A 19,795-nucleotide genomic window follows, 5' to 3' on the forward strand; every position below is an offset into this window, starting at 1 on the left:
CGAAATGGCTCCAATGAAACGATTGTTCTGAGAATAGTTTTACAAACCTACAAGGGCTTCAGAAATGGTAGAATCCAGGTCATCCATCCGGTCTTCGAGGGCAGCTATAAGTTTATTGAGCTGGTCCTGCGCCCTTTGTAGGGCCACCATGCAGTCCACCGATGACAGGGCGACGGCTTCGAGAGGGCCGTGGCCCTTAGCTTCGTGCAACTTTATTTTGTGCATAAAAACTTCATATCCTTCACGGTACATCGACTCCTGCTCAGTGGGCACACTGAGGTTGAAGCCCTTGTCCATGATCTTGATGAATACCGTCGAATACGATTTGGGTCTGATATCATCCATTACAGGGTGTCCTCAAGTATTTCTATGCACTTATCAATCTCAACTATATATCGTTCTACTGAATCTTTCAGTTCGGCTAAACCGTCTGTGGGTGTCAGCTTATTACTGACAATCTTAGCGAAATTTTTAGATTTATTAAAATCTTTTTGTACTAAACTGTACTTTTTCCGGATTTGTTTTAACTCGTCCTCCAGCTGCTTATTGGCAGCCCGGAGTTCAGTATTTTCCCGTTCAAGCTTCAGCAAATCCCACTTTTGCTTGTTCTTGATGGCAATCAGGTGTTTTAGCTTCTCCCTGACGTTGTTCAACTTTACATTTAAACTATGAATCGGATAAACGGGCATCGTACAGGGTTACTTTCGGATAATGGCGCCTAACTCCTTCTCGAAAGAAGCCATCAGGCGTTGCATGGTTTTATCAATTACTTTGTCGGTCAGCGTTTGGCGGGGGTCCTGCAGGATAAAGCTCAGTGCATAGGCTTTCTTACCTGCCAACGATTCGCCCTCATACACATCAAACACATTCACCTCCTGCAGCAACTGCCGCTCAGTGCGGTAAGCTACCTGCCGCAGTGAATCGAAACTTATAGCTTTATCCAACACCAGCGATAAGTCACGACGTACCTCGGGAAATTTGGACACTTCCTGAAACTGCACTCCCTGACCGTATTGCCTGAGGATATAATCCCAGTCGAAATCGGCCCACCAAACCGGGGCTTTCAAGCCCACACTTCTGGTCAAAGTGGGCTGCACGAGCCCCATATTCACCAGATTCTTTTTATTCAAACTCAACGCTACGCCCGACTGGAACACCTTCGTACTCAAAGTTAATGTTTCGCCTACACTTACCCGCATCACGGCCAGAATCCGGCTCACCTGCCCAGCCAAATCATGAAACTGCACCGGCCTGCTTTTTTCCAACCAGCTTTCGGCTTGTACATCGCCCGTCATAAAAACGGATAAATGTTCTTTTTCAACGTACTTCCCGTTGATTTTGTGGTAGGTTTTCCCGAATTCGAAAAGCTTTAAGTTGCTTTGCCGCCGGTTCACATTGTAAGCCAGCGTCTCCAGTCCGGTAAACAACATGGTTTGGCGCATCACCGACAAATCCTCACTCAAATAGTTGAGCACCGGTACGGGGTCGCCACTGAGTTCCTCTGCCAGCAACGCCTGCCCACCCGGCTTAGTCAGTGAATTGTTGATGATCTCATAAAATCCGTTGGCCGCCAGTATTTCCGTGCACCGGAGGCGTAGTCTTTCGGGATCATTGAGCGGGAAGTCAGACAAGAAATCCGCGCCCAAAGCGGGTGAAAGCTCTACATTGCCAAAGCCATAGATCCGCAGAATCTCCTCAATTACATCGGCTTCGCGTTGAACATCCACCCGGTAGGGAGGTACCACGGCCAAAAAACCAACCTCATCCTGGGTCTCAAGTCGAATATCCAGGCTCTCCAGAATAGATTGGATCAAAGAGCGATCTAACACCTTGCCAATCAATCGGTCAATATTCCGATATTTCACGGGCACCCTAAAATCTTCCACGGGTTGCGGATACAGATCTATCACCTCGGAAGACACCCGTCCGCCCGCGATTTCGCGGAGCAGCAATGCCGCCCGCTTGAGCGCATACAGTGGCATATTTGGGTCCGTCCCCCGTTCAAAGCGGAACGATGCATCCGTTTTCAGGCCAAAGCGTTGAGCCGTCCGCCGGATCCAGGTTGGGGAAAAGTAAGCCGATTCCAGAAATATTGCCTTCGTTTCGACCGTTACTCCCGATTTTTTACCTCCGAAAACACCCGCGATGCACATAGGGTCTTCGGCATTACAAATCATCAGATCTTCGTTCGATAGGGTACGTACCTGATCGTCGAGTGTCACGAATGGAGTTCCGGTAGGCAGCGTTTTCACCACTACCTGACTGCCTTTAATCGCCGCCGCATCGAAAGCGTGTAGCGGCTGGCCCAGTTCGTGACACACGTAATTGGTGACATCCACCACATTGTTGATGGGCCGTATTCCGATGGCTTCCAGCCGCTGCCGTAACCACTCCGGCGACTCAGCCACAATAAGCCCACTTACTGTAATGCCGCAGTAGCGAGGCGCGGCTTCGGAGTTTTCAACCCGTACCTCAATTGGCAGATCGTGAGACTCAACGGAAAAGGATTCCACGGAGGGTAGATGTATTTCCCGGCCCAGCACCGCTTTCAGGTCGCGGGCCACGCCGTAGTGCGAAGCAGCATCGGCCCGGTTGGGCGTCAGGCCGATCTCGAACACGTAGTCCGACTCAATCCCAAAGTAGTCGGCGGCGGGGGTACCATTGGGTACATCCGTATCCAGTACCAGAATTCCCGCATGAGAGGTACCCAGTCCCAGTTCATCTTCGGCGCAAATCATCCCCTCCGAAACAGCACCCCGTATTTTGGCTTTTTTCATAACCAGGGGCTGATCGCTCCCCGCAGGGTGCAGCGTGGTACCTACGGTAGCCACGACCACTTTTTGCCCGGCGGCCACATTGGGCGCCCCACACACGATGGACAGGGGTACCTCGCCCCCTACATCCACCGTGGTCAGGCTTAGTTTGTCCGCATCGGGATGTTTTTCACAGGTCAGTACCTGACCGATCACCACACCACGCAAGCCTCCCTTTACGGTTTCGACCTCCTCGATGCCTTCCACTTCCAGCCCCGTATCCGTCAACAGATTGCCAATATCCTCCGGACTTTCTTTTATATCGAGCAGCCCTTTGAGCCACTTGTACGAGATTTTCATGCAGTAAAAAAAATGGCTACCGGCCACCGGCCACTAGCTGTTAGCAATTCGGTGCGCAAAATTAGTGCTTTTCTGCGTTAAATTTTTCCCCTGCCTCGATTGCCGCCGTCAGGGTGTTTTCGGCGGGAGGCAGCGGACAGGCATAATTCGGGGCGTAGGCACAGTAAGGATTATAGGCATCATTAAAATCCAGGATGAGCTTGTTTCCCTTCACTTCTTCTGCCGGAATATCCAGATAGCGCCCTCCGCCGTAGGTTTCCATGCCGGAGGTTGCATCACGGAAAAGGACAGAAATGGTACCTTCATTTTTTAACAGCAGCAACCGCTGAGGTACCCCCTTCACCGTAAAATCGGCGTAAGCCATGCGCTCGTACACGGCTGTGGTACCATCCGTGTAAGGTAGCTTAAGTTCTTTGTCGGCACCATCGTAGGGCGTGAGCTGCGCCATGACCCGATAATCCTGGTCGGGTGCATAGTAGTCGAGCCCGGTAAAAAGTTTTTTGTCTTCCACGGGCGACTCTTCGGACGTCCGAAAGAACTCTTCTTTTTCGTTTCTTTGTTGCTGGAGTTTAGCGGCGTATTGTTCGTCGGGTATTTTTTCCATCTGTGCCGTAGCCGTATCCTCCACCGCAGGCTGAAAAGTTTCGGTGAAGAAGTAGGCCAGAATGGCTACGATCATAATCAGGGTACTCCACCGGACAATTTTATTTTTAAACATAGGGAATCGCTTTTATTTTGGTAAAATTCCGACGATATGCGCTGAATAGCAAATGAGGCAAAGCAAAAATGCGTAATACCTCCTGATACAGCCCCTTGATTTTCTCTGTTTCCAAAACACGCAATACCGATTTCTTTCGCTCTAAATTTATACGGATCGGCCCTGTGCCTCAGCCCAGATCAACTAATCATCTCTAAACAAACTCTATGTTTACCGGCATTATAGAAACCACCGGAACGGTGCTTAAAAGTACCCCCGAAGGTACCAACCTCACTTTTCAACTGCATGCTTCTCTGGCCTCCCAACTGAAAGTGGACCAGAGCCTGAGTCATAATGGCGTGTGCCTCACGGTAACGGCCATTGAGGGCGACACCTACCTGGTGACGGCCGTGGAGGAGACGCTAAAAAAAACCAACCTCGGCCAACTGGTACCCGGAAGCGTAGTGAATCTGGAAAGGTGTATGGCTGCCAACGGCCGCTTCGACGGACATATCGTGCAGGGCCACGTGGACCAGACCGGCGTATGTACCTCCGTACAGGAGCTTAAAGGGAGCTGGTTGTTCGATTTTGCGTTTGATGGCTCTCAAGGCAATATTCTGGTGGAAAAAGGCTCCGTGTGTATCAACGGCGTGAGCCTTACGGTCTTCAACGTCACCGATGATTCGTTCCGCGTCACGATCATCCCCTACACCTATGAGCACACGAATTTTCATGCCTTACAGGCGGGCGATACGGTAAACCTGGAATTCGATATTCTGGGCAAATACGTCCAGCGCATCCTGGGGCGGGCCCGTTGACCGATGTTGGTGGCGTGAAATATTCCTTTTATTTTTACCGTTCCGTAACGAAATGCGATCCGCAAGCCCATGGCTAAAATAAGCACTAACTCCCGCAAAGACCTCTATATTCACATTGGCATTATCCTGTCTCTGATTACGATCTTTTTCCTCGGTTTTTTCTTTCTTTATCTTCCCATGCGTACCAATCACGGCGAATCCATCACCGTGCCCGACCTGCGTAAGATGAATGCCGCCGAATTGGAAGATTTCCTCGATGAGCGCGACTTGCGGTACGAAGTGAGTGACTGTACGTTTGTGCCTAAGGTACCCCCTTTGACGGTGATTTCTCAGTACCCACAGCCGGGCTCCAAGGTGAAGGAGGGCCGCAAGATATACGTAACGGTCGTTTACCGCACGGCTCCCCTGGTCAAGATGCCCAAACTGACCGACATGACCCAGCGGAGTGCGCAAATGCTCCTCAAGAGCGCAGGGCTGGAACTGGGCAACCTGCGCTACGTGCCTGATCTGGCGCAAGGTGCGGTGCTTAAACAGTTGTACAAGGGCGAGGAGATCCTCCCCGAACAGCCCATCGCCAAGGGCTCGAAGATCGATCTGGAGGTAGGTGACGGCCTGGGACAAACAGCGTTCAGCATGCCCAGCGTGATTGGGATGACCCTGGAAGACGCCAAATTCCAGATTGTTGGGGCGGGCTTAAAGGTAGGTCAGATTATGATTGTTGATAAGGAAGAGGCGGAACCCGGCACGGTGATCCGACAAAATCCTGATGCAGGCAATAAAACCCGCATCGGGGACGTAATTGACCTATGGGTTATTCGCCCGCTTGAAGACACGAATGAGGAACCTCAAACTGACCAGTAATTTTACGCTTTTTTTTTGCCGGGCAATCCTTGTCTTCCTGTGCCTCTGGCTGGGCGGAGCTACCTCACTTTGGGCCCAGCTCGAACTTGTGCCACTGGAAGCGGGAATAGGGCAAGAAGCTCTAATACCTGCCAAAGCGGCCCGTGTGGAAACTTTGCAACTTCCCTTTTTTGACGATTTCTCTACTGCTACTTCCACCCATCCCGATCCGCAACTGTGGATGTCGGGCAGCGGGGTTTACATCAACAACACACTCACTACGCAACAGCCATCCATCAACGTGGCCACCTTCGACGGCTTGAAAGCGGATGGGGTACCTTATAATTTTACCAATGAGCAATCACAGGGTGATTCGGATACGCTTACTTCGCAGCCCATTAGCCTGGCTGGTCTTAAGCCCGCCGACTCGCTGTATATTAGCTATTACTGGCAAGCCAAAGGATTAGGCGAGCTTCCCGACCGCACCGACACGCTTCAGCTCGAATTTCTGAACAGTAACGGGGCATGGATAGCGGTGTGGAAACAAGCGGGGGGTACCTTCGATTCGCTGTTCCAGCAGACATTCATTCGCATTGTCGACCCCGCCTACCTGCACAGCAATTTCCAGTTCCGGTTCCGGGCATCCGGCCGCCTCTCGGGGGCTTTCGACACCTGGCATATCGATTATATTTATTTGAATAAGAATCGGTCCGTCAACGACCGCTTCATTAAGGACATTGCCGTCCGGCGGCCGCTCAACCCGCTGCTAAAAAACTATACGGCCATGCCGTTCAAGCATTACTTCGCCAATCCTGCTGCGGCCACGGCCGACTCAGTACGGACCGATATTGTGAATTTGTTCAATAACTTCAATTTCACATCCTACACCTTTACGATTTTCGACGAAGTAAGCAAAAAAGAAGTCCAGCGCTACCAGCAGCCGGTTTCAGCGATCATTGGCGCCCGGCAGACCCAGGTAAAAAGTGTAGCGGTTCAGCCTCTGACCCCACCGGCCACCGGCAATCGGATGCGCCTGCGGTATAAGTTCGATCTGCTGACTACCGACGACCAGAACCCCACAATTCCTACCGTAAACCTGCGCCGTAACGATACCATCAGTGCCATCACCGAACTAGCCGACTACTATGCCTACGACGACGGAAGTGCCGAGTTTGGCGTTCGGATGAACCAGCGGCTCGGACGCACGGCGGTGCGGTTCATTGCTAACCAACCCGATACGCTGGGCGGGGTACGGATGGCTCTGGTACCTTTCCGCAAGGATATCAGCGGCCAGGCTTTCACGATTCAGGTGTACAGCAACCGCAACGGCAAGCCCGACCAGGTACTTTATCAGAAATCGGTAGCTGTAAAGTACGGAGCAAATCGCAATGACTTCATCGAGTATGAGTTCGACAACGGCGTGGCCGTGACCGATACTTTCTATGTAGGTTGGCTACAAATCAGTGAGGACGGGCTGGCCGTTGGGTTTGATCGTAATTCGAGCCTGGGTACCTCACAACTTTTCTCTAACCTTTCGACGGAGTGGGCCGGCAACACGGAGATCCAGGGCAGCATCATGATTCGGCCTTTCTTCGGGGGCAAAACCAGCGGGGTGGTCACGGGTCCAGAGCCTTTGCCTGTCCTGTCGGTATCGGTTTTTCCTAATCCTACCTCCGGGCTAATCCGCTGGGAGAGCGAGTATGTGCGACAAATCGACGTATATTCGTTGCAGGGCATCCGTGTAATAACTATTGTACCCGCCGAAGGCCAGCGCGAAGCCTCGCTTGCCGAACTTTCAGACGGGTTGTACATGTTGCGTATTTCGGATGGCCTGCGGGCTATTTCCCAGAAGATTTTACTTAAAAAATAATAACCTTTACTCTATCTACCCCCATGGACATTACCGTACAAGAATTGAAAGAACGCTTAGATAAAGGCGAAGCATTGCATTTCTACGACGTGCGTGAAGAGTATGAATACGAAGCCGACAACCTCGGAGCCACACTCATACCCCTTGGCGAACTACCCGATCATCTGGACGAGTTGGAACCTCTGAAAGATGAGGAGATTATCATTCATTGCCGTTCGGGGGCACGTAGTGGCAATGCCCAGAAGTACCTGCAAGGCAACGGCTTCACCAACGTCCGTAACGTCACGGGCGGCATACTGGCGTATCGTCAAATGGAGGACGAGGAGTAATTGTGTAATTGTGTAATTGTGTAATTGTGTAATTGTGTAATTGTGTAATTGTGTAATTGTGTAATTGTGTAATTGTGTAATTGTGTAAAATGAAATTCGATTTTCGATACAACCTACTGATTTTAAGTTGGTTATTTTCAGAATAGATACTTAAAAAGAACCAATTAAACAATTACACAATTCAACTTTTAACAATCCAAATCCCTACCCTACCTTCCCTAGCACCCAATCCCTGACTTTCTGGTACTCGTCCGCCTGAAACCAGGTGTAGTTGCCCTGATGCCGAAACCAGGTAAGCTGTCGCTTGGCGTAGCGGCGGGTATTTTGTTTGAGCAAACGGATCATTTCTGCCTCATCGTAGTCGCCGTCCAGAAATCCGAAAACCTCTTTATAACCTACCGTTTTGAGGGCATGATGATCGCGATAGGGTAGTACGCTTCTGGCTTCCTGTACCAGTCCTGCGTCCAGCATGTGGTCAACCCGGCTTTCAATCCGGTGGTAGAGTTCGTTGCGTTCACGTTCGAGCGCTACGGTGATACTTTGAAAGGGACGCTCAGCTTTGTGTTGGTTCTGATAGGAAGAAATGGGCCGCCCCGAAGTGTAAAATACCTCCAAAGCCCGCACCACCCGCTGGGGGTTAAAAAACTCGGGGGTACCTGAAAAAACCGGATCGACACGCAGCGCTTCATTTTGCAGAAATTCCAGGCCATCTTCCCGTAGCTGCCGCATCAGTTCGTCGCGCAGGCCGGGAATAGGCCGGGGCAGGTCGTCCAGGCCTTCGCATACGGCCTTGATGTACAGGCCCGAGCCGCCCGTCAGAATGACGTTGTCTTTCCGCCGGAACAGTTCGTTTAATATAAGCAGGGCATCGCGCTCAAAATCGCCGGCACTGTACTCTTCCGCAATGGAATGAGAGTTGATAAAATGGTGGGGTACCTGATTCAGTTCCTGCGCGGATGGCTTGGCCGTGCCAATGCTTAACTCCCGAAAAAACTGCCGCGAATCGGCAGAAATAATCTCGGTATCCAATTCTTTGGCTAATTTTAGGCAAAGGTCGGTCTTCCCAACCGCAGTCGGGCCCGCGATGACAATCAGTTTATGCGTGGAGGAGTTCAGGAGTTGACAGGATTAAAAGTATAGCAGAACAAAAGTAAAGGGGTACCTTACAACTTCAGTACTTTTGTACTCCTGAAACTTCGGTACTTTCTCGCCTCTAAAATAAAAAAACCATGGAATTTTCCACCCTACTATTTTTTCTGATGTCATTAGGGCTGGGGGCTGGAGCTGGTATATGGGGCTACAACCGATGGTGGGTTGAAGGCCAAAAACCCGAACCTACCCGGGAAGCCTCGGTGTTGCTCGACCGCATCGAGAAGGTATTCAAGGTAGTAATGGCCGAGGGGTACTTTACGGAAATCTATAACTACCAGCACGACAAGGATATCTGGCATCTGTTCAAGGATAAAAAAAAAGCGCTTATCATTGCCAAGGCCAAGGTGTTGGTGGGCTTTGATTTTTCCAAGGTACGTCTGCGGGTGGAGGGAGAAAACCGGCAATTGGTGGTAGAGTACTTCCCAGCGCCCGAAATACTTTCGATGGATACCGAATATAAGTTCTACGATATAGAATCAGGCTGGCTCAACCGCTTCCAAACCGACGACCTTACCCACATTCTGGCAGAAGCGAAAGAAGTAATGAACGAAAAGGCCATGGAAAGCGATCTGCCCCGTATTGCTAACAACCAAATTCAGCTGATGATGTACCAGCTGGCCGCCACGATGAACTGGAAATTAGCAATGCAATTGACCGAAGCAAACCAGAAAATGCTCGCCAAGTACGCCACCTACCACGAACTGGAGGCAGAAGTGGAGCCTCTGCCTAAGCATAAAAACATGGACTGATACTTATCCTACCGTCGGCCGTGCCGGACTATTTTTTGAAATAGTTCTTTAGGATTGAAGGGCTTAGTCAGAAAATCGTTCATACCAACCTGAAAGGCAATGTCCTGATTGCTCAACGACGACGACGCGGTGAGTGCAATAATAGGAATTTCAGTATCCAGCAGCCGAATATTTCTGGTCGTTTCGTACCCATCCATTACCGGCATCTGGATATCCATCAAAATGAGGTCATATTTTTGGGGCGTAAACTTGTCAAGCGCGATCTGCCCGTTTTCGGCTACATCCACCTCTACATTCCACCGTTCCAAAAACCGACAGGCTACCTTGACATTCATGGGGTAATCTTCCACCAGCAGAATCCTCAGGCCTTTCAGGGTATGTTCGTTCAGGATGTGGTTTGAAGTATCCTCCTTCCGTAATTGTTGCTCGCCTCCCAGCTCCAGCTCAAGGTCAAAATAAAACTTCGATCCCTTGCCAGGTTCGCTTTCAAGCTTAATTTCGCTGCCAAACAACTCAAGCAACTTTTTGGTGATGACCAGGCCTAGCCCCGTCCCCCCAAACTCCCGTGTGGTTTGCGAGTTGGCTTGGGTAAAGTGGTCAAAGATCATCCCCTGCTTATCCTTGGGGATACCAATTCCCGTATCAGCCACCGAAATTTCCAGGAAAACTTTTGTATCCGTTTTCTTCTGTACTGATAGCTCGATGGCGATACTTCCTTTACGGGTAAATTTCACGGCATTGGAAACCAGATTGGATATGACCTGCCCTAACCGAAGCACGTCCCCCATCACCATTTGGGGTACTTCGTCGTCAATCATGAGCTTGATCTTGTTCTCTTTTTCCTCGGCCTTTACCTGATTGGCCTTTTTGATATTGGATATCAGTTGCTTAATATCAAAAGGTACCTTCTCCAGCTCTATTTTGCCAGCTTCAATCTTGCTGAAGTCCAGAATGTCATTGATCAGCAAATGCAGGTTATCAGAAGAAAACTGTAAGATCCGTAGGTTCTCAGCCATTTTTTCCGATACTTCCTCTTGTTGCATCAGGTAGGTCAGCCCGACGATTGCATTCAGGGGAGTCCGAATCTCATGGCTCATCATGGATAAAAACTCCGACTTCGCCTGGGTGGCGTGTTCAGCCACTTCCTTTGCCGCCCGCAATTGATCCTCTATTTCTTTGCGGTTGTCGATCTGGATTTGCAACACATCGACCAACCCTATCAGATTATTAGGATCCAGCGATTTATCCGATATATCCCCTTTTATTTCCAGGGAATAGATCGCCTCGATCAGCTTTTCGACCGAAAGTTTGCGCTGGGCAATTTCCTCCGTTAGCTTTTGATTGATTGTAGCATATTCCTTCTCGTTCAGTTTGGAAGAATGTTCAAATAATTCTTTATCCCGCTCGAAGTTCAGATAGGAATCGTTCACCACTTTTATGAACTTCTGTAGGTCGGTTTGATGGAGAGTTTCTTCATTCAGAAATTTGGAGATTTGCTTGGTAAGCAATGGGTGGGAATTAGGTGCCATTAAATTATATTTTCTGAAAAAGTAGTGATGGTCATCGTTTGATTGTGAAGTTCGCTCGGTACGCCAGGATGCAGCTGAGAGATTTCCCCGTAGGAATAAAAACCCGTAATCAAGGTATCGGAACCCAACACTTCCCGCACGGCCTCTACTTCTTCATCGGTACGTACCCCCAGGGCAAGTTTGCGGCCCACACAGCTTACCAGAAGCGCCAATTCGGCAGGATTTTCAAAAGTTTCGATGGCGCTCATAGCCGCCGAAGCCGAGGCATCGATCAGACGATCGAAATTCGCTTTCATAAACCTGACCCACGCCCCTTCGGGTATATCGCCGGCAAAGGTCATGCTCTTGGCGTCTTCATCGATCGACAGAATGGTGCGTACAACGGGCTCTGCTTCGGTACTGGTGCGCATCGAGAGGGGAAAATGCAGGGCAGCGGCTGGTAATTCCTTGGCAAAACGGCCCAGATATTCCTTGTAAAGATCCAGAGCGGCTTTGTCATTGATGCTGTACAGGATATTGTACTCTGAATTGGTTACCTGCCGTTCCGGACCAAACACATCCCATCCCCCGTAGGTACCATTTCCTACCTTCAGCTCTTTACCATATAGCCCAATTCCCACGACCCGTCCCGGTTCGGGATTCTGGTTCAAACCTACCAGGGTCTTTTCAAATCTCGCTTCATCCCCGGCCAAGCCCCCTGAAATCGGTATGCTCGAGCTGATGTGCGAATTGAGAGAGGTTAGCAACGCACTGCCATTAACCCGTCCACCATCGGATATAATGAGCAGAGAAACCAAATCTTCCGCCCCCAGTTCCCGGCCTATCTTATCCCCAACCTCCCCACTTTCGTAGTGATTGTCAATGTTGAACTGCACCGTGCGGACCCGGCTCTTTTCAAACTGAATTGCCGTTACAATCACACTGTTATCGTACACCGAATTTTCGTAGATTTCTCCCGAGGTGGAGTTTATTACGATGTCGGCATGCGAATATTGTTCTCTCAAATGGTTATATATTTCCAGACTCTCAAGACAGGTACGTTCTCCGAAGGCAAGTACGAGCTGGGCTTTGCTGGCTACAAAATCAGGCGTTTCGTTCAAGAACTTCCAGGTCGGTTCCTGATAAACAATCTGTTGAATTTTCATACTAAGGGCTGATCGCTGAAATGAAGGAAAAACTATTAGGAGAAGGCAACCTACTGACTGATAAGCAACAAAATTACAAATTACACCTATCCATCAGTGGACAAATATAATATAATAGCTACAAAAATTTGCTCATTGGGTACATTTGCGGAGTTTTTTTGTGAGGCTTGCACTACACCTCTTTTACCCGGCTAAAAATGAGGTTACTTCAAAAAGATAAGCGGGTAAACCTCATAGTACAGTAACCGCCCGCTATCGATGACCTACTCAGCCCTAGGCTCTACCATCACAACTTCCTCTTTTTCAACCAGCACCGATCCAGGTGGCAACCCTTTGGGTTTCCGAATGAATTTTTTGGGCGTCACAATGACCGGACACAGGGTATCGGTGCGACGCTTGGAGTACCAGGCCGCTAACTGCGCCGCCCGCTCGATGACGGGCGCCGGGAATTTCTTACCCGCCTGGTACTTGACCACTACGTGAGAGCCCGTCACGTCCCGAGCGTGGAGCCATAAATCTTCTTTATGGGTATACTGCTGGGTGAGCAAATCATTGTTTTTGGCGTTCCGCCCCACCAATATCACAAAATTCTGGAATTCAACCCGCCGGAAAAGCTGTCCCTGATCCGTTCCGGCCTGTGCAGGCGCCAGGCCATTTTTTTTGGTATAACTCCGTAACTCCCGCAGCTGATCCATGTGCTCGATGGCGGTGTAGTGTTCCCGAAGTCGGATCAATTCTTTCTCCCGCAAATCGAGATTTTCCTGCAATTTCTCGATTTCTATTCTCTCATTCTTGGCTTTACGGTAATACACCTCCGCGTTTTTTTGAGGCGAAAGGTCCTTTTTAAGTTTGATACTTACGGGTTTGTCGCGATAAAAATTGTGCAGTTCCACGCGCTCGGCCCGTTCAGGTACCTGATGCAGATTGGCCATCAGAATATGTCCCCACTCCTCATTTTTGCCTCCTTCTTCTAATTCTATCAGTTTCTGAAAAGAATTGGACAGGTAGTTTTCCGTTTGCTTTATGCGTTTCTGTAACATCCGCAGCCATTCCGCCCGCTCTTTCTCAATGCTACCTCGCCGGGCAAAGGCATGGTAAAAGCGATTCAACGCTTCGATCGGATCGGAAACCCGATCGCTTATTTTGCCAAGTGGTAATAAGGAAAGTGCAGGCAGGTGATGCAACTCGGTGAGGTAATACGCGGACGGATCAAGCAAAACCCGCAGGGTACCCTGAATGGCACTCCACTTTGCTTCGGAGCTTTCAAGGCTTGTTAGTTCTTGATGCAGGTACTCTTTTACCGCTTTGCCAAATGTAGGAAAAACAGGTTCGAACTGACTGTCGTTAGCCAGAAACGCTTCGTAGGATTGATCCAGCTTCCGATCCAGTTCTCCGATTTTCAAAGTAAGATCGCCACTGAGCTTATTATTGAAAACGTCCAGCACTTCGCCGTCTTGGCCAAAATGCACAATATTGGAGCGATTCCCGAAGAGCTTGAAAACCAGAACTTCGCCATTGTCAAGGTAGAGGCCGATGGCCCGTTCATTGTCAAACACCCGGATGCGGAGTACCTTCCGATCATAGAGGTCTGTAAACAAATCCACACTATTGCGGCGTGCCCGGTCGAACTGCTCTGGAAAACTCAGGGTGGCGAAATCGGGGCGGAGGGTAGCTTTGAGAAAAAAAGGTTTGTAGAAGTTGTGCTTGCCACGGGCCTCGGCAAAAACCATAATCAGCTCGTCCTTTTCCTGACTGAAGGCTTCCATAAAGCATTTTCCCCGTAACTCATCGTCAAGACGAGGGGCCAATTGCCGGAGGAAATAATAGTTTTGGTGCATGGAGGCGGGGTTGTTCAGTGGTTGAAAAGTTTAATCGGTTTTGTCCTGTTGACTCATCAAACACTTCAACCTTAAACAACAAGCTGCAATCCATCGTAGGCCACGTGCACATTAGGGGGGAGTTCGGCTTCCACGGCACCATGCAGGCCCATACGATGGCTAAGGTGGGTTAGATAGGCGGTAGGAATGTTCAGGCGATCGATAAGTGCCAGTGCCTGAGAGAGCGTAAAATGAGAAAGGTGCGACTCGCGCTGAAGGGCGTCCAGTACGAGTACCTGCGTTCCTGCCAGTTTTTTGAGTTCGGTTTCTGAGATGTAGTTGGCGTCGGTGATGTAAGCAAAATCGCCGATCCGATAGCCAAAAACCGGCAACTGGTGGTGCATGACCTCAATAGGAATAACGGGGGTACCTTCTACCTCGAAAGGCTCGTTCTCGATGTTGTGAAGCTGAAGACGGGGGGTACCCGGATAGCGATGCTCGGAAAAGGCGTACGAAAATTCGGCTTTGATCTGATTCAGAACCGACTGCCTTCCGTACAGAGGCATATCTTTTTGCTGCGAGAAATTGAACGCCCGCACATCATCGAGTCCGGCCGTATGGTCCTTGTGCTGATGAGTGAACAGCACTGCGTCCAGGTGCCGGACCCGCGCCCGGAGCATCTGCTGGCGGAAGTCAGGTCCGGTGTCAATCACGAACGATTTACCGTCTACCTCGATCCATACCGACACCCGCAGTCGTTTGTCCCGGTAGTCAAGCGACCGGCAAACGACACAGTCGCAGGCGATAACGGGTACCCCCTGCGACGTGCCAGTGCCAAGAAACGTAATGGTCATGGGGTTTTTATTCGGTCAGATTCGCCACTACTTCCACCAGACGGTCGAAGTTCAGAGGCTTCATCAGGGCATCGTTGAAACCTGCTTCTTTGAAGTCTTCGTCGGTGTAGTTTTTGGCATTACCGGTAATGGCCACAATGGGAGTTTTTGCTTTCTTAGGATCACCCAGTTCCCGGATTTGGCGGGCGCACTCCATGCCATCCATAATGGGCATGTTGATATCGAGCAGAATAATATCGAAATTTTCCTTTTCGAGAAGTTGCAAAACCTGCTCGCCATTTTTGACGGCAGTAATCTCGTAATTTTGGAATTCGAGTATTTTGCGGGCTAAGTTCTGGATTACCGAGCTATCTTCGGCGATCAGTACGCGTTTGGTGTACGACATGGGGAGTTGTTCGGGTTGTTAATTAATTTGGCATGGTGAATTTAGGCATATTTCTAGCAAGAACGCAAAATTTCGCCGGAAGGAATACCGAATGATACCTGAGGTCCGATGACTTTTGGAGGAGCGTTCCCTTGTAAAGTAGCACCTCGTGGGAATTATTTATTTGAATTTCAGACTTTTAATAGAACGAACTGCGTTCAACTACTTTTCAAAAAATGAAAAAGGTACTTTTTGCCTGCCTTCTGACTGGCTTCGCCTTTATGGGTTGTATGGTGCGTGCTCAGGGCTTCGAACAAGAAATCAGGCAGCATCGGGAAGCGTACAAAAATGAGTTTCTGACTACTGCCAACTCACCATTGGGTGCCCCTGATCTTGCGTACCTAAGATTTTACGAACCCGATTCCGGTTACCGGCTTCGGGCAAAATTTGTCGCCACGCCCGCAAGCGAGCCCTTCGCGATGCTCACTTACAGCGGTCAGCGCAAGCAATACGTCAAATACGGCGAATTACAATTTGAGTTGCAAGGCAAACGGGACACGCTCAGTGTCTATCAAAGCCTGGATTTGCGCCGCCTGCCCCAGTACCGCGATTATCTGTTTGTACCCTTCAAAGACCTGACCAATGGTGAAGGTACCTACGGCGGCGGGAGGTACCTCGATTTCACCATAAAAGATATTCAGGGGTCTACCAGCCTGCTCGATTTCAATAAAGCCTATAATCCCTATTGCGCCTACGCGGAAGGGTACAATTGTCCGATTCCGCCCCAGGAGAACCATTTGTCCGCCAGGATCGAAGCAGGCGAAATGAATTTTGGAAAAGAGCACTGAGGGGATTTAGACCGGCAAAGCCCACTTAAAGCCATTCATTCAGGCAATCCTTATAGCTTTCCAGGAATCTTCCATAAGCCAGTTGCAACTCGGGCAGCGCCTTAGCCAGGGTGCTGGTATCGTTGGTTTTCAGTCGGCCTTCGGCTTCGCGGGCAATTTCGGCTACCTGCATCACGCCTACCGTACCGGCACTGCCTTTGAGCGTATGCAGATGGCTCTTAACCGTAGCGATATCCTTCTGCTCGTAAGCAGTCAGGGATTCTCCAACTAATTCGTTCGATTCATTGACAAAATCGTCAAATACCGACATCACCAGCTCTTTGCCCCCTATTTGTTTGAGCTGATTTACAATATCCCGATCCAGCACGGGCAAGATCGTTTCCTGGGCCAGAGCGCGCTGTTTTTCACCCATAGGCCGGTCGCTGGACTTGCCGATCAGTTCCTGTACCTTGCCGATCAGATGCTGGGCCCGAATGGGTTTGGCCACGTAATCGTCCATGCCCTGATTCATGAAACGGTCACGGTCTTCTTTCATCGAATAGGCCGTCATGGCCACAATGGGTGGAAGACCTTTCGGGTACCTTTCATGAAGTTTCTGGGTAGTTTCAACACCATCCATGTCTGGCATCTGGATGTCCATAAAAATGATATCGTAATAGCCTTCAGCCGAAGAATATACTTGTTCAACTTTCTCGATTGCCTCAAAACCACTTTCGGCGGTATCCACCACGCAACCCGCTTTCTTAAGAATTTCACTGGCAACTTTCCGGTTCACGATATTGTCGTCCACCAGCAAAATGAACGGATGGTAGGATTCGAATACATTATCGATGAAGGCTTCTTCTTCATTTTCCACAACGGAGGCCGGGGCGATGGCGGTTTCCCGGGCCTCAAACGTAAACCAGAACATGCTCCCCTCGCCCGTATGGGATACCACGCCGATGTCGCCATTCATAAGGCGGCACAACTGCTGGGAAATCACCAACCCCAGTCCCGTGCCGCCGTAGGATTTCTGCGACGAATTGTCCAACTGCGTGAAGGAGGTAAAAAGTCTTTTCTGATCCTCTTCCGAAATACCGATGCCGGAATCGTATACCTCCACTTTAATCAAATTCTTCTTGCCTGTCTTCCGAATCAGTTTCACTTCAATTTTCACCGCACCGTTTTCCGTAAACTTCAGCGCGTTGGAGGTCAGGTTAGACAATATCTGCAACAGGCGGGTCTGATCGGCAATCACATACGCGGGCAGTTCGGGGCCAAAGTATAGGTCAGCGTGTTGTGCTTATTGCGCGCCGTCTGCCCAAATAGTGACACCAGTTTTTCCATCAGTTCCTTCAGCGAAAGTGGCATTTCGTGCAGCGCCATTTTCCCCGCCTCGATTTTTGAGAGGTCCAGAATGTCATTCAGGATGTGCAGGAGTGTTTCAGATGAGCGTTTGATGGTTTGGATATAGTCACGCTGCTCGTCGTTGAGACGGGTATTGATCAGCAGGTCGATCATCCCGATCACGCCATTCATGGGGGTACGTATCTCGTGGCTCATATTGGCCAGGAACCCTTCTTTCACCTTCAGCGAACGCTCAGCCTGTTCTTTGGCTTTCAGAAGCTCGAGTTCGTTGCGTTTGAGCGCGGTAATATCACGAGCCAGCACAGCCACTTCCGACGGCCGCCCCTGCTCATCGGTGAACATCAGCATATTGAACATAAACTGACGGATGCTCCCGTCTTTCACGCGCAAGCTACCCTCCACGTTGCGCAAGCTACCGTCGCGGCGTAACTTGATGAGGGCACGGTGGATTAGTTTTTTGTCAAAAAAGAACTCAGTGATATGTTTGCCCATGACCTCATCCGGCGTGTAGCCGGTACGCTTGAATACGGAGGGACTGATCATGGTGATGATACCTTGCCGGTCCATTCGGCAGTAAATATCCTGCAGGTTCTCGAAGATTCCCCGGAACACTTCCTCGCTCTGCCGTAGGGAAATCTCGGCCTGCTTGCGGCGCGTCACGTCCCGCGCGATGCCTGACACTTCTTCGATCACCCCCCCGGTGTACAAGATAGGGTTCAGGTAAAACTCAAGCCACATCTCCGAACCATCGCGCGTATCGAGTTTCAGTTCGAAGTACTGCAACTCGCCCCGGAATGCCTGCCGGTAGCGATTCTCCAGATAGCGGCGGTTTTCGGGCCCCACCAGCCGCCAGCCCAGCTTTTCGGTGCTGACGTACAGAGCAGGTACCGTCTTGATTTGGCTCTCCATCAGATCGGAGTAATTCCGGTTGAAGGAAGTCAGTTGCATACTCTTATTCACCGACCAAATCAGGTGAGAACTGCTGTCAAAAATAGCATTCAGCCGGGCGGCATATTTGCTCAATTCTTCTTCACTCTGCTTTCGGGCAATGGCCAGCGCTACCTGCCCTGAGATGAATTCGAGCAGTTCGAGATCGCGGGCATCGTAGGTATTGGGATTATCGTATGACTTCACTCCAATAATACCCGTCACGCGGTCGCCGATGCGAAGCGGCACGCACAGGAGTACCTCCGGCGTAGTGCCGTAGAGATACAGACTGTTGGTTTTGGCCAGTTTCTGAATGTCCTCTTTGTACAAAAACAAGGGACGGTTGGAAGCGATGGCGTACTCGGTAAGGCCATTGCCAAGGCGCCGCTTGGTGAAGCGGAGGCCCTGGAAGTATTCATCTATATAGTAGGGAAAATACAAGTAGCTCTTGGACTGGTCGTAGAGGGCGATGAAGAAATTCTTGACGTCGATAATCTTACCCAGTTCCTGATGAATGTTGTTGTATAATTCGTCGAGATTCTGGGTACTTATGGTCCAGTTGGCAATGCTGTAATAGAGATTCTGCGCCCGCTCAGCCCGGATTTTCTCGGTGAAGTCGTGCAAAATACAGCGGAAAGCGGAGGGGCTACCGTGGTCGTAGCGGCAGTTGACACTACCCGTCAGGAATATCTTGCGTCCGCTTTTGCTCAGAAATACCGTTTCGAAGTAGGGTACCTCCTCCCCTTTCTGAATCCGCCTGAGTTGGTCAAGCGTCTCATCCCGAAACTGCGGGTGCAGAATATCCGACAGACTCATGGAAGCAATTTCATCTACGCTGTAGCCCAGCACCTCGCGCCAGGCGCGGTTTACGAAGATGAATTTTCCATCCAGGGTAATAAGCTGAATCAAATCGCTCGTATTATCTACCAGATCCTGCAATTGGGAATTGGATTTGGAGAGCGCCGACTCCATACGTAACCGGCGCGTAATATCGTCGCCTATGAGAATAAACTCGCTTGGGATTCCCTCATCATCCTTGATCAGTACCGAATTGATCGTCACCGTGCGCCGGGAGCCATTCTTGGCCAACAGCGGGATTTCACGCTGTTCCAGCTTGATACCCCGGTAAATACCGTCTTCCAGCAAGTCTTGGATTTCTTCCCGTTCCGATTCGGGAATCAGCATCTCCAGCATATTTTTCCCCACCAGGTCGGTGGCCTGCCATCCTGTCTTGCGCGGCACATAGGGACTTACACCCAGAATGGTCAAATCCAGATCCAGGGTAATCCCGATCAGATTGAGATGATCGAGGGTAGTGGTGACGGATTGCCAGTCGGTGGACGATTCTATAGTTTGCATTGTATCAGTGGCAGGTTGAGAGTGGTAATTGGCAGTG

General features: G+C 50.1%; 18 protein-coding genes. 6 read left to right on the forward strand and 12 right to left on the reverse strand.

What is annotated here, in order from left to right; translation table 11 throughout:
* Window positions 1–39 precede the first annotated feature (39 nt).
* The 4 genes from GBK04_RS05300 to GBK04_RS05315 form a co-directional block, all read right to left on the reverse strand.
* Entirely contained in the window at window positions 40–345 is a 306-nt protein-coding gene (locus GBK04_RS05300; RefSeq protein WP_152757525.1) for a cell division protein ZapA, read from the reverse strand.
* Window positions 345–689, reverse strand: a complete 345-nt coding sequence (locus GBK04_RS05305) for a hypothetical protein (RefSeq protein WP_152757527.1) — start codon at window positions 687–689, stop codon at window positions 345–347. The genes GBK04_RS05300 and GBK04_RS05305 overlap by 1 nt, the downstream gene beginning before the upstream one ends.
* A 9-nt stretch (window positions 690–698) precedes the next feature.
* On the reverse strand, window positions 699–3,113 hold the full coding sequence (gene pheT / locus GBK04_RS05310; RefSeq protein ID WP_152757529.1) for a phenylalanine--tRNA ligase subunit beta: 2,415 nt from the start codon (window positions 3,111–3,113) through the stop codon (window positions 699–701).
* Between the two features lie 61 nt (window positions 3,114–3,174).
* Window positions 3,175–3,831: a DUF1684 domain-containing protein gene (locus GBK04_RS05315; RefSeq protein WP_152757531.1), complete on the reverse strand. Its 657-nt coding sequence runs from the start codon at window positions 3,829–3,831 to the stop codon at window positions 3,175–3,177.
* A gap of 206 nt (window positions 3,832–4,037) precedes the next feature.
* Here GBK04_RS05315 and GBK04_RS05320 point away from each other — a divergent pair, with 206 nt between their 5' ends.
* From GBK04_RS05320 to GBK04_RS05335, 4 genes are all read left to right on the forward strand, one after another.
* Window positions 4,038–4,628 carry a riboflavin synthase gene (locus tag GBK04_RS05320; RefSeq protein WP_152757533.1) on the forward strand — a complete coding sequence of 197 codons (591 nt, stop codon included), beginning with the start codon at window positions 4,038–4,040 and terminating at the stop codon, window positions 4,626–4,628.
* A gap of 69 nt (window positions 4,629–4,697) precedes the next feature.
* Window positions 4,698–5,489, forward strand: coding sequence for a PASTA domain-containing protein (locus GBK04_RS05325; protein ID WP_152757535.1), 792 nt, complete (start codon window positions 4,698–4,700; stop codon window positions 5,487–5,489).
* Window positions 5,464–7,338: a T9SS type A sorting domain-containing protein gene (locus GBK04_RS05330; RefSeq protein ID WP_373330731.1), complete on the forward strand. Its 1,875-nt coding sequence runs from the start codon at window positions 5,464–5,466 to the stop codon at window positions 7,336–7,338. The genes GBK04_RS05325 and GBK04_RS05330 overlap by 26 nt, the downstream gene beginning before the upstream one ends.
* 23 nt (window positions 7,339–7,361) lie before the next feature.
* Entirely contained in the window at window positions 7,362–7,667 is a 306-nt protein-coding gene (locus GBK04_RS05335; RefSeq protein WP_152757537.1) for a rhodanese-like domain-containing protein, read from the forward strand.
* Window positions 7,668–7,871: 204 nt separating this feature from the next.
* On the opposite strand, the gene miaA is transcribed toward GBK04_RS05335, so the two are convergent.
* The gene (miaA, locus tag GBK04_RS05340) at window positions 7,872–8,783 is read right to left on the reverse strand and encodes a tRNA (adenosine(37)-N6)-dimethylallyltransferase MiaA (RefSeq protein WP_152757539.1); all 912 of its coding nucleotides are present in this window, start codon (window positions 8,781–8,783) and stop codon (window positions 7,872–7,874) included.
* Window positions 8,784–8,896: 113 nt separating this feature from the next.
* Between miaA and GBK04_RS05345 the strand changes: the two genes are divergently transcribed.
* Window positions 8,897–9,568, forward strand: a complete 672-nt coding sequence (locus GBK04_RS05345; protein ID WP_152757541.1) for a DUF4230 domain-containing protein — start codon at window positions 8,897–8,899, stop codon at window positions 9,566–9,568.
* 8 nt (window positions 9,569–9,576) lie between these two features.
* On the opposite strand, the gene GBK04_RS05350 is transcribed toward GBK04_RS05345, so the two are convergent.
* From GBK04_RS05350 to GBK04_RS05370, 5 genes are all read right to left on the reverse strand, one after another.
* The gene (locus GBK04_RS05350; RefSeq protein ID WP_373330732.1) at window positions 9,577–11,076 is read right to left on the reverse strand and encodes a response regulator; all 1,500 of its coding nucleotides are present in this window, start codon (window positions 11,074–11,076) and stop codon (window positions 9,577–9,579) included.
* A 20-nt stretch (window positions 11,077–11,096) separates the two neighbouring features.
* Window positions 11,097–12,242, reverse strand: coding sequence for an FIST signal transduction protein (locus GBK04_RS05355; RefSeq protein WP_152757545.1), 1,146 nt, complete (start codon window positions 12,240–12,242; stop codon window positions 11,097–11,099).
* Between the two features lie 263 nt (window positions 12,243–12,505).
* The gene (locus GBK04_RS05360; protein WP_152757547.1) at window positions 12,506–14,080 is read right to left on the reverse strand and encodes an NFACT RNA binding domain-containing protein; all 1,575 of its coding nucleotides are present in this window, start codon (window positions 14,078–14,080) and stop codon (window positions 12,506–12,508) included.
* A gap of 71 nt (window positions 14,081–14,151) precedes the next feature.
* On the reverse strand, window positions 14,152–14,913 hold the full coding sequence (locus GBK04_RS05365) for an MBL fold metallo-hydrolase (RefSeq protein ID WP_152757549.1): 762 nt from the start codon (window positions 14,911–14,913) through the stop codon (window positions 14,152–14,154).
* Between the two features lie 7 nt (window positions 14,914–14,920).
* Window positions 14,921–15,298, reverse strand: coding sequence for a response regulator (locus GBK04_RS05370; RefSeq protein ID WP_152757551.1), 378 nt, complete (start codon window positions 15,296–15,298; stop codon window positions 14,921–14,923).
* A gap of 215 nt (window positions 15,299–15,513) precedes the next feature.
* On the opposite strand from GBK04_RS05370, the gene GBK04_RS05375 reads away from it, so the two are divergent.
* A complete protein-coding gene (locus GBK04_RS05375) occupies window positions 15,514–16,125 on the forward strand; it encodes a DUF1684 domain-containing protein (RefSeq protein WP_152757554.1) in 612 nt (203 codons plus the stop codon).
* Between the two features lie 25 nt (window positions 16,126–16,150).
* Here GBK04_RS05375 and GBK04_RS30345 read toward each other — a convergent pair whose 3' ends face one another.
* Window positions 16,151–17,362: a response regulator gene (locus GBK04_RS30345; protein ID WP_373330733.1), complete on the reverse strand. Its 1,212-nt coding sequence runs from the start codon at window positions 17,360–17,362 to the stop codon at window positions 16,151–16,153.
* A complete protein-coding gene (locus GBK04_RS05380; protein ID WP_373330734.1) occupies window positions 17,359–19,758 on the reverse strand; it encodes a PAS domain S-box protein in 2,400 nt (799 codons plus the stop codon). The genes GBK04_RS30345 and GBK04_RS05380 overlap by 4 nt, the downstream gene beginning before the upstream one ends.
* Between the last annotated feature and the right edge of the window lie 37 nt (window positions 19,759–19,795).

It is taken from the genome of Salmonirosea aquatica, assembly GCF_009296315.1.
Classification (GTDB): domain Bacteria; phylum Bacteroidota; class Bacteroidia; order Cytophagales; family Spirosomataceae; genus Salmonirosea; species Salmonirosea aquatica.

Bases quoted from the DNA above. Each gene is read 5' to 3' on its own strand.
- GBK04_RS05360 (WP_152757547.1), bottom strand. From the start codon at position 14,080: ATGCACCAAAACTATTATTTCCTCCGGCAATTGGCCCCTCGTCTTGAC.
- GBK04_RS05335 (WP_152757537.1), top strand. From the start codon at position 7,362: ATGGACATTACCGTACAAGAATTGAAAGAACGCTTAGATAAAGGCGAA.
- GBK04_RS05370 (WP_152757551.1), bottom strand. From the start codon at position 15,298: ATGTCGTACACCAAACGCGTACTGATCGCCGAAGATAGCTCGGTAATC.
- GBK04_RS05305 (WP_152757527.1), bottom strand. From the start codon at position 689: ATGCCCGTTTATCCGATTCATAGTTTAAATGTAAAGTTGAACAACGTC.
- GBK04_RS05375 (WP_152757554.1), top strand. From the start codon at position 15,514: ATGAAAAAGGTACTTTTTGCCTGCCTTCTGACTGGCTTCGCCTTTATG.
- GBK04_RS05365 (WP_152757549.1), bottom strand. From the start codon at position 14,913: ATGACCATTACGTTTCTTGGCACTGGCACGTCGCAGGGGGTACCCGTT.
- GBK04_RS05345 (WP_152757541.1), top strand. From the start codon at position 8,897: ATGGAATTTTCCACCCTACTATTTTTTCTGATGTCATTAGGGCTGGGG.
- GBK04_RS05380 (WP_373330734.1), bottom strand. From the start codon at position 19,758: ATGCAAACTATAGAATCGTCCACCGACTGGCAATCCGTCACCACTACC.
- GBK04_RS05355 (WP_152757545.1), bottom strand. From the start codon at position 12,242: ATGAAAATTCAACAGATTGTTTATCAGGAACCGACCTGGAAGTTCTTG.
- GBK04_RS05325 (WP_152757535.1), top strand. From the start codon at position 4,698: ATGGCTAAAATAAGCACTAACTCCCGCAAAGACCTCTATATTCACATT.
- GBK04_RS05315 (WP_152757531.1), bottom strand. From the start codon at position 3,831: ATGTTTAAAAATAAAATTGTCCGGTGGAGTACCCTGATTATGATCGTA.
- GBK04_RS05330 (WP_373330731.1), top strand. From the start codon at position 5,464: ATGAGGAACCTCAAACTGACCAGTAATTTTACGCTTTTTTTTTGCCGG.
- pheT (WP_152757529.1), bottom strand. From the start codon at position 3,113: ATGAAAATCTCGTACAAGTGGCTCAAAGGGCTGCTCGATATAAAAGAA.
- GBK04_RS05300 (WP_152757525.1), bottom strand. From the start codon at position 345: ATGGATGATATCAGACCCAAATCGTATTCGACGGTATTCATCAAGATC.
- GBK04_RS05320 (WP_152757533.1), top strand. From the start codon at position 4,038: ATGTTTACCGGCATTATAGAAACCACCGGAACGGTGCTTAAAAGTACC.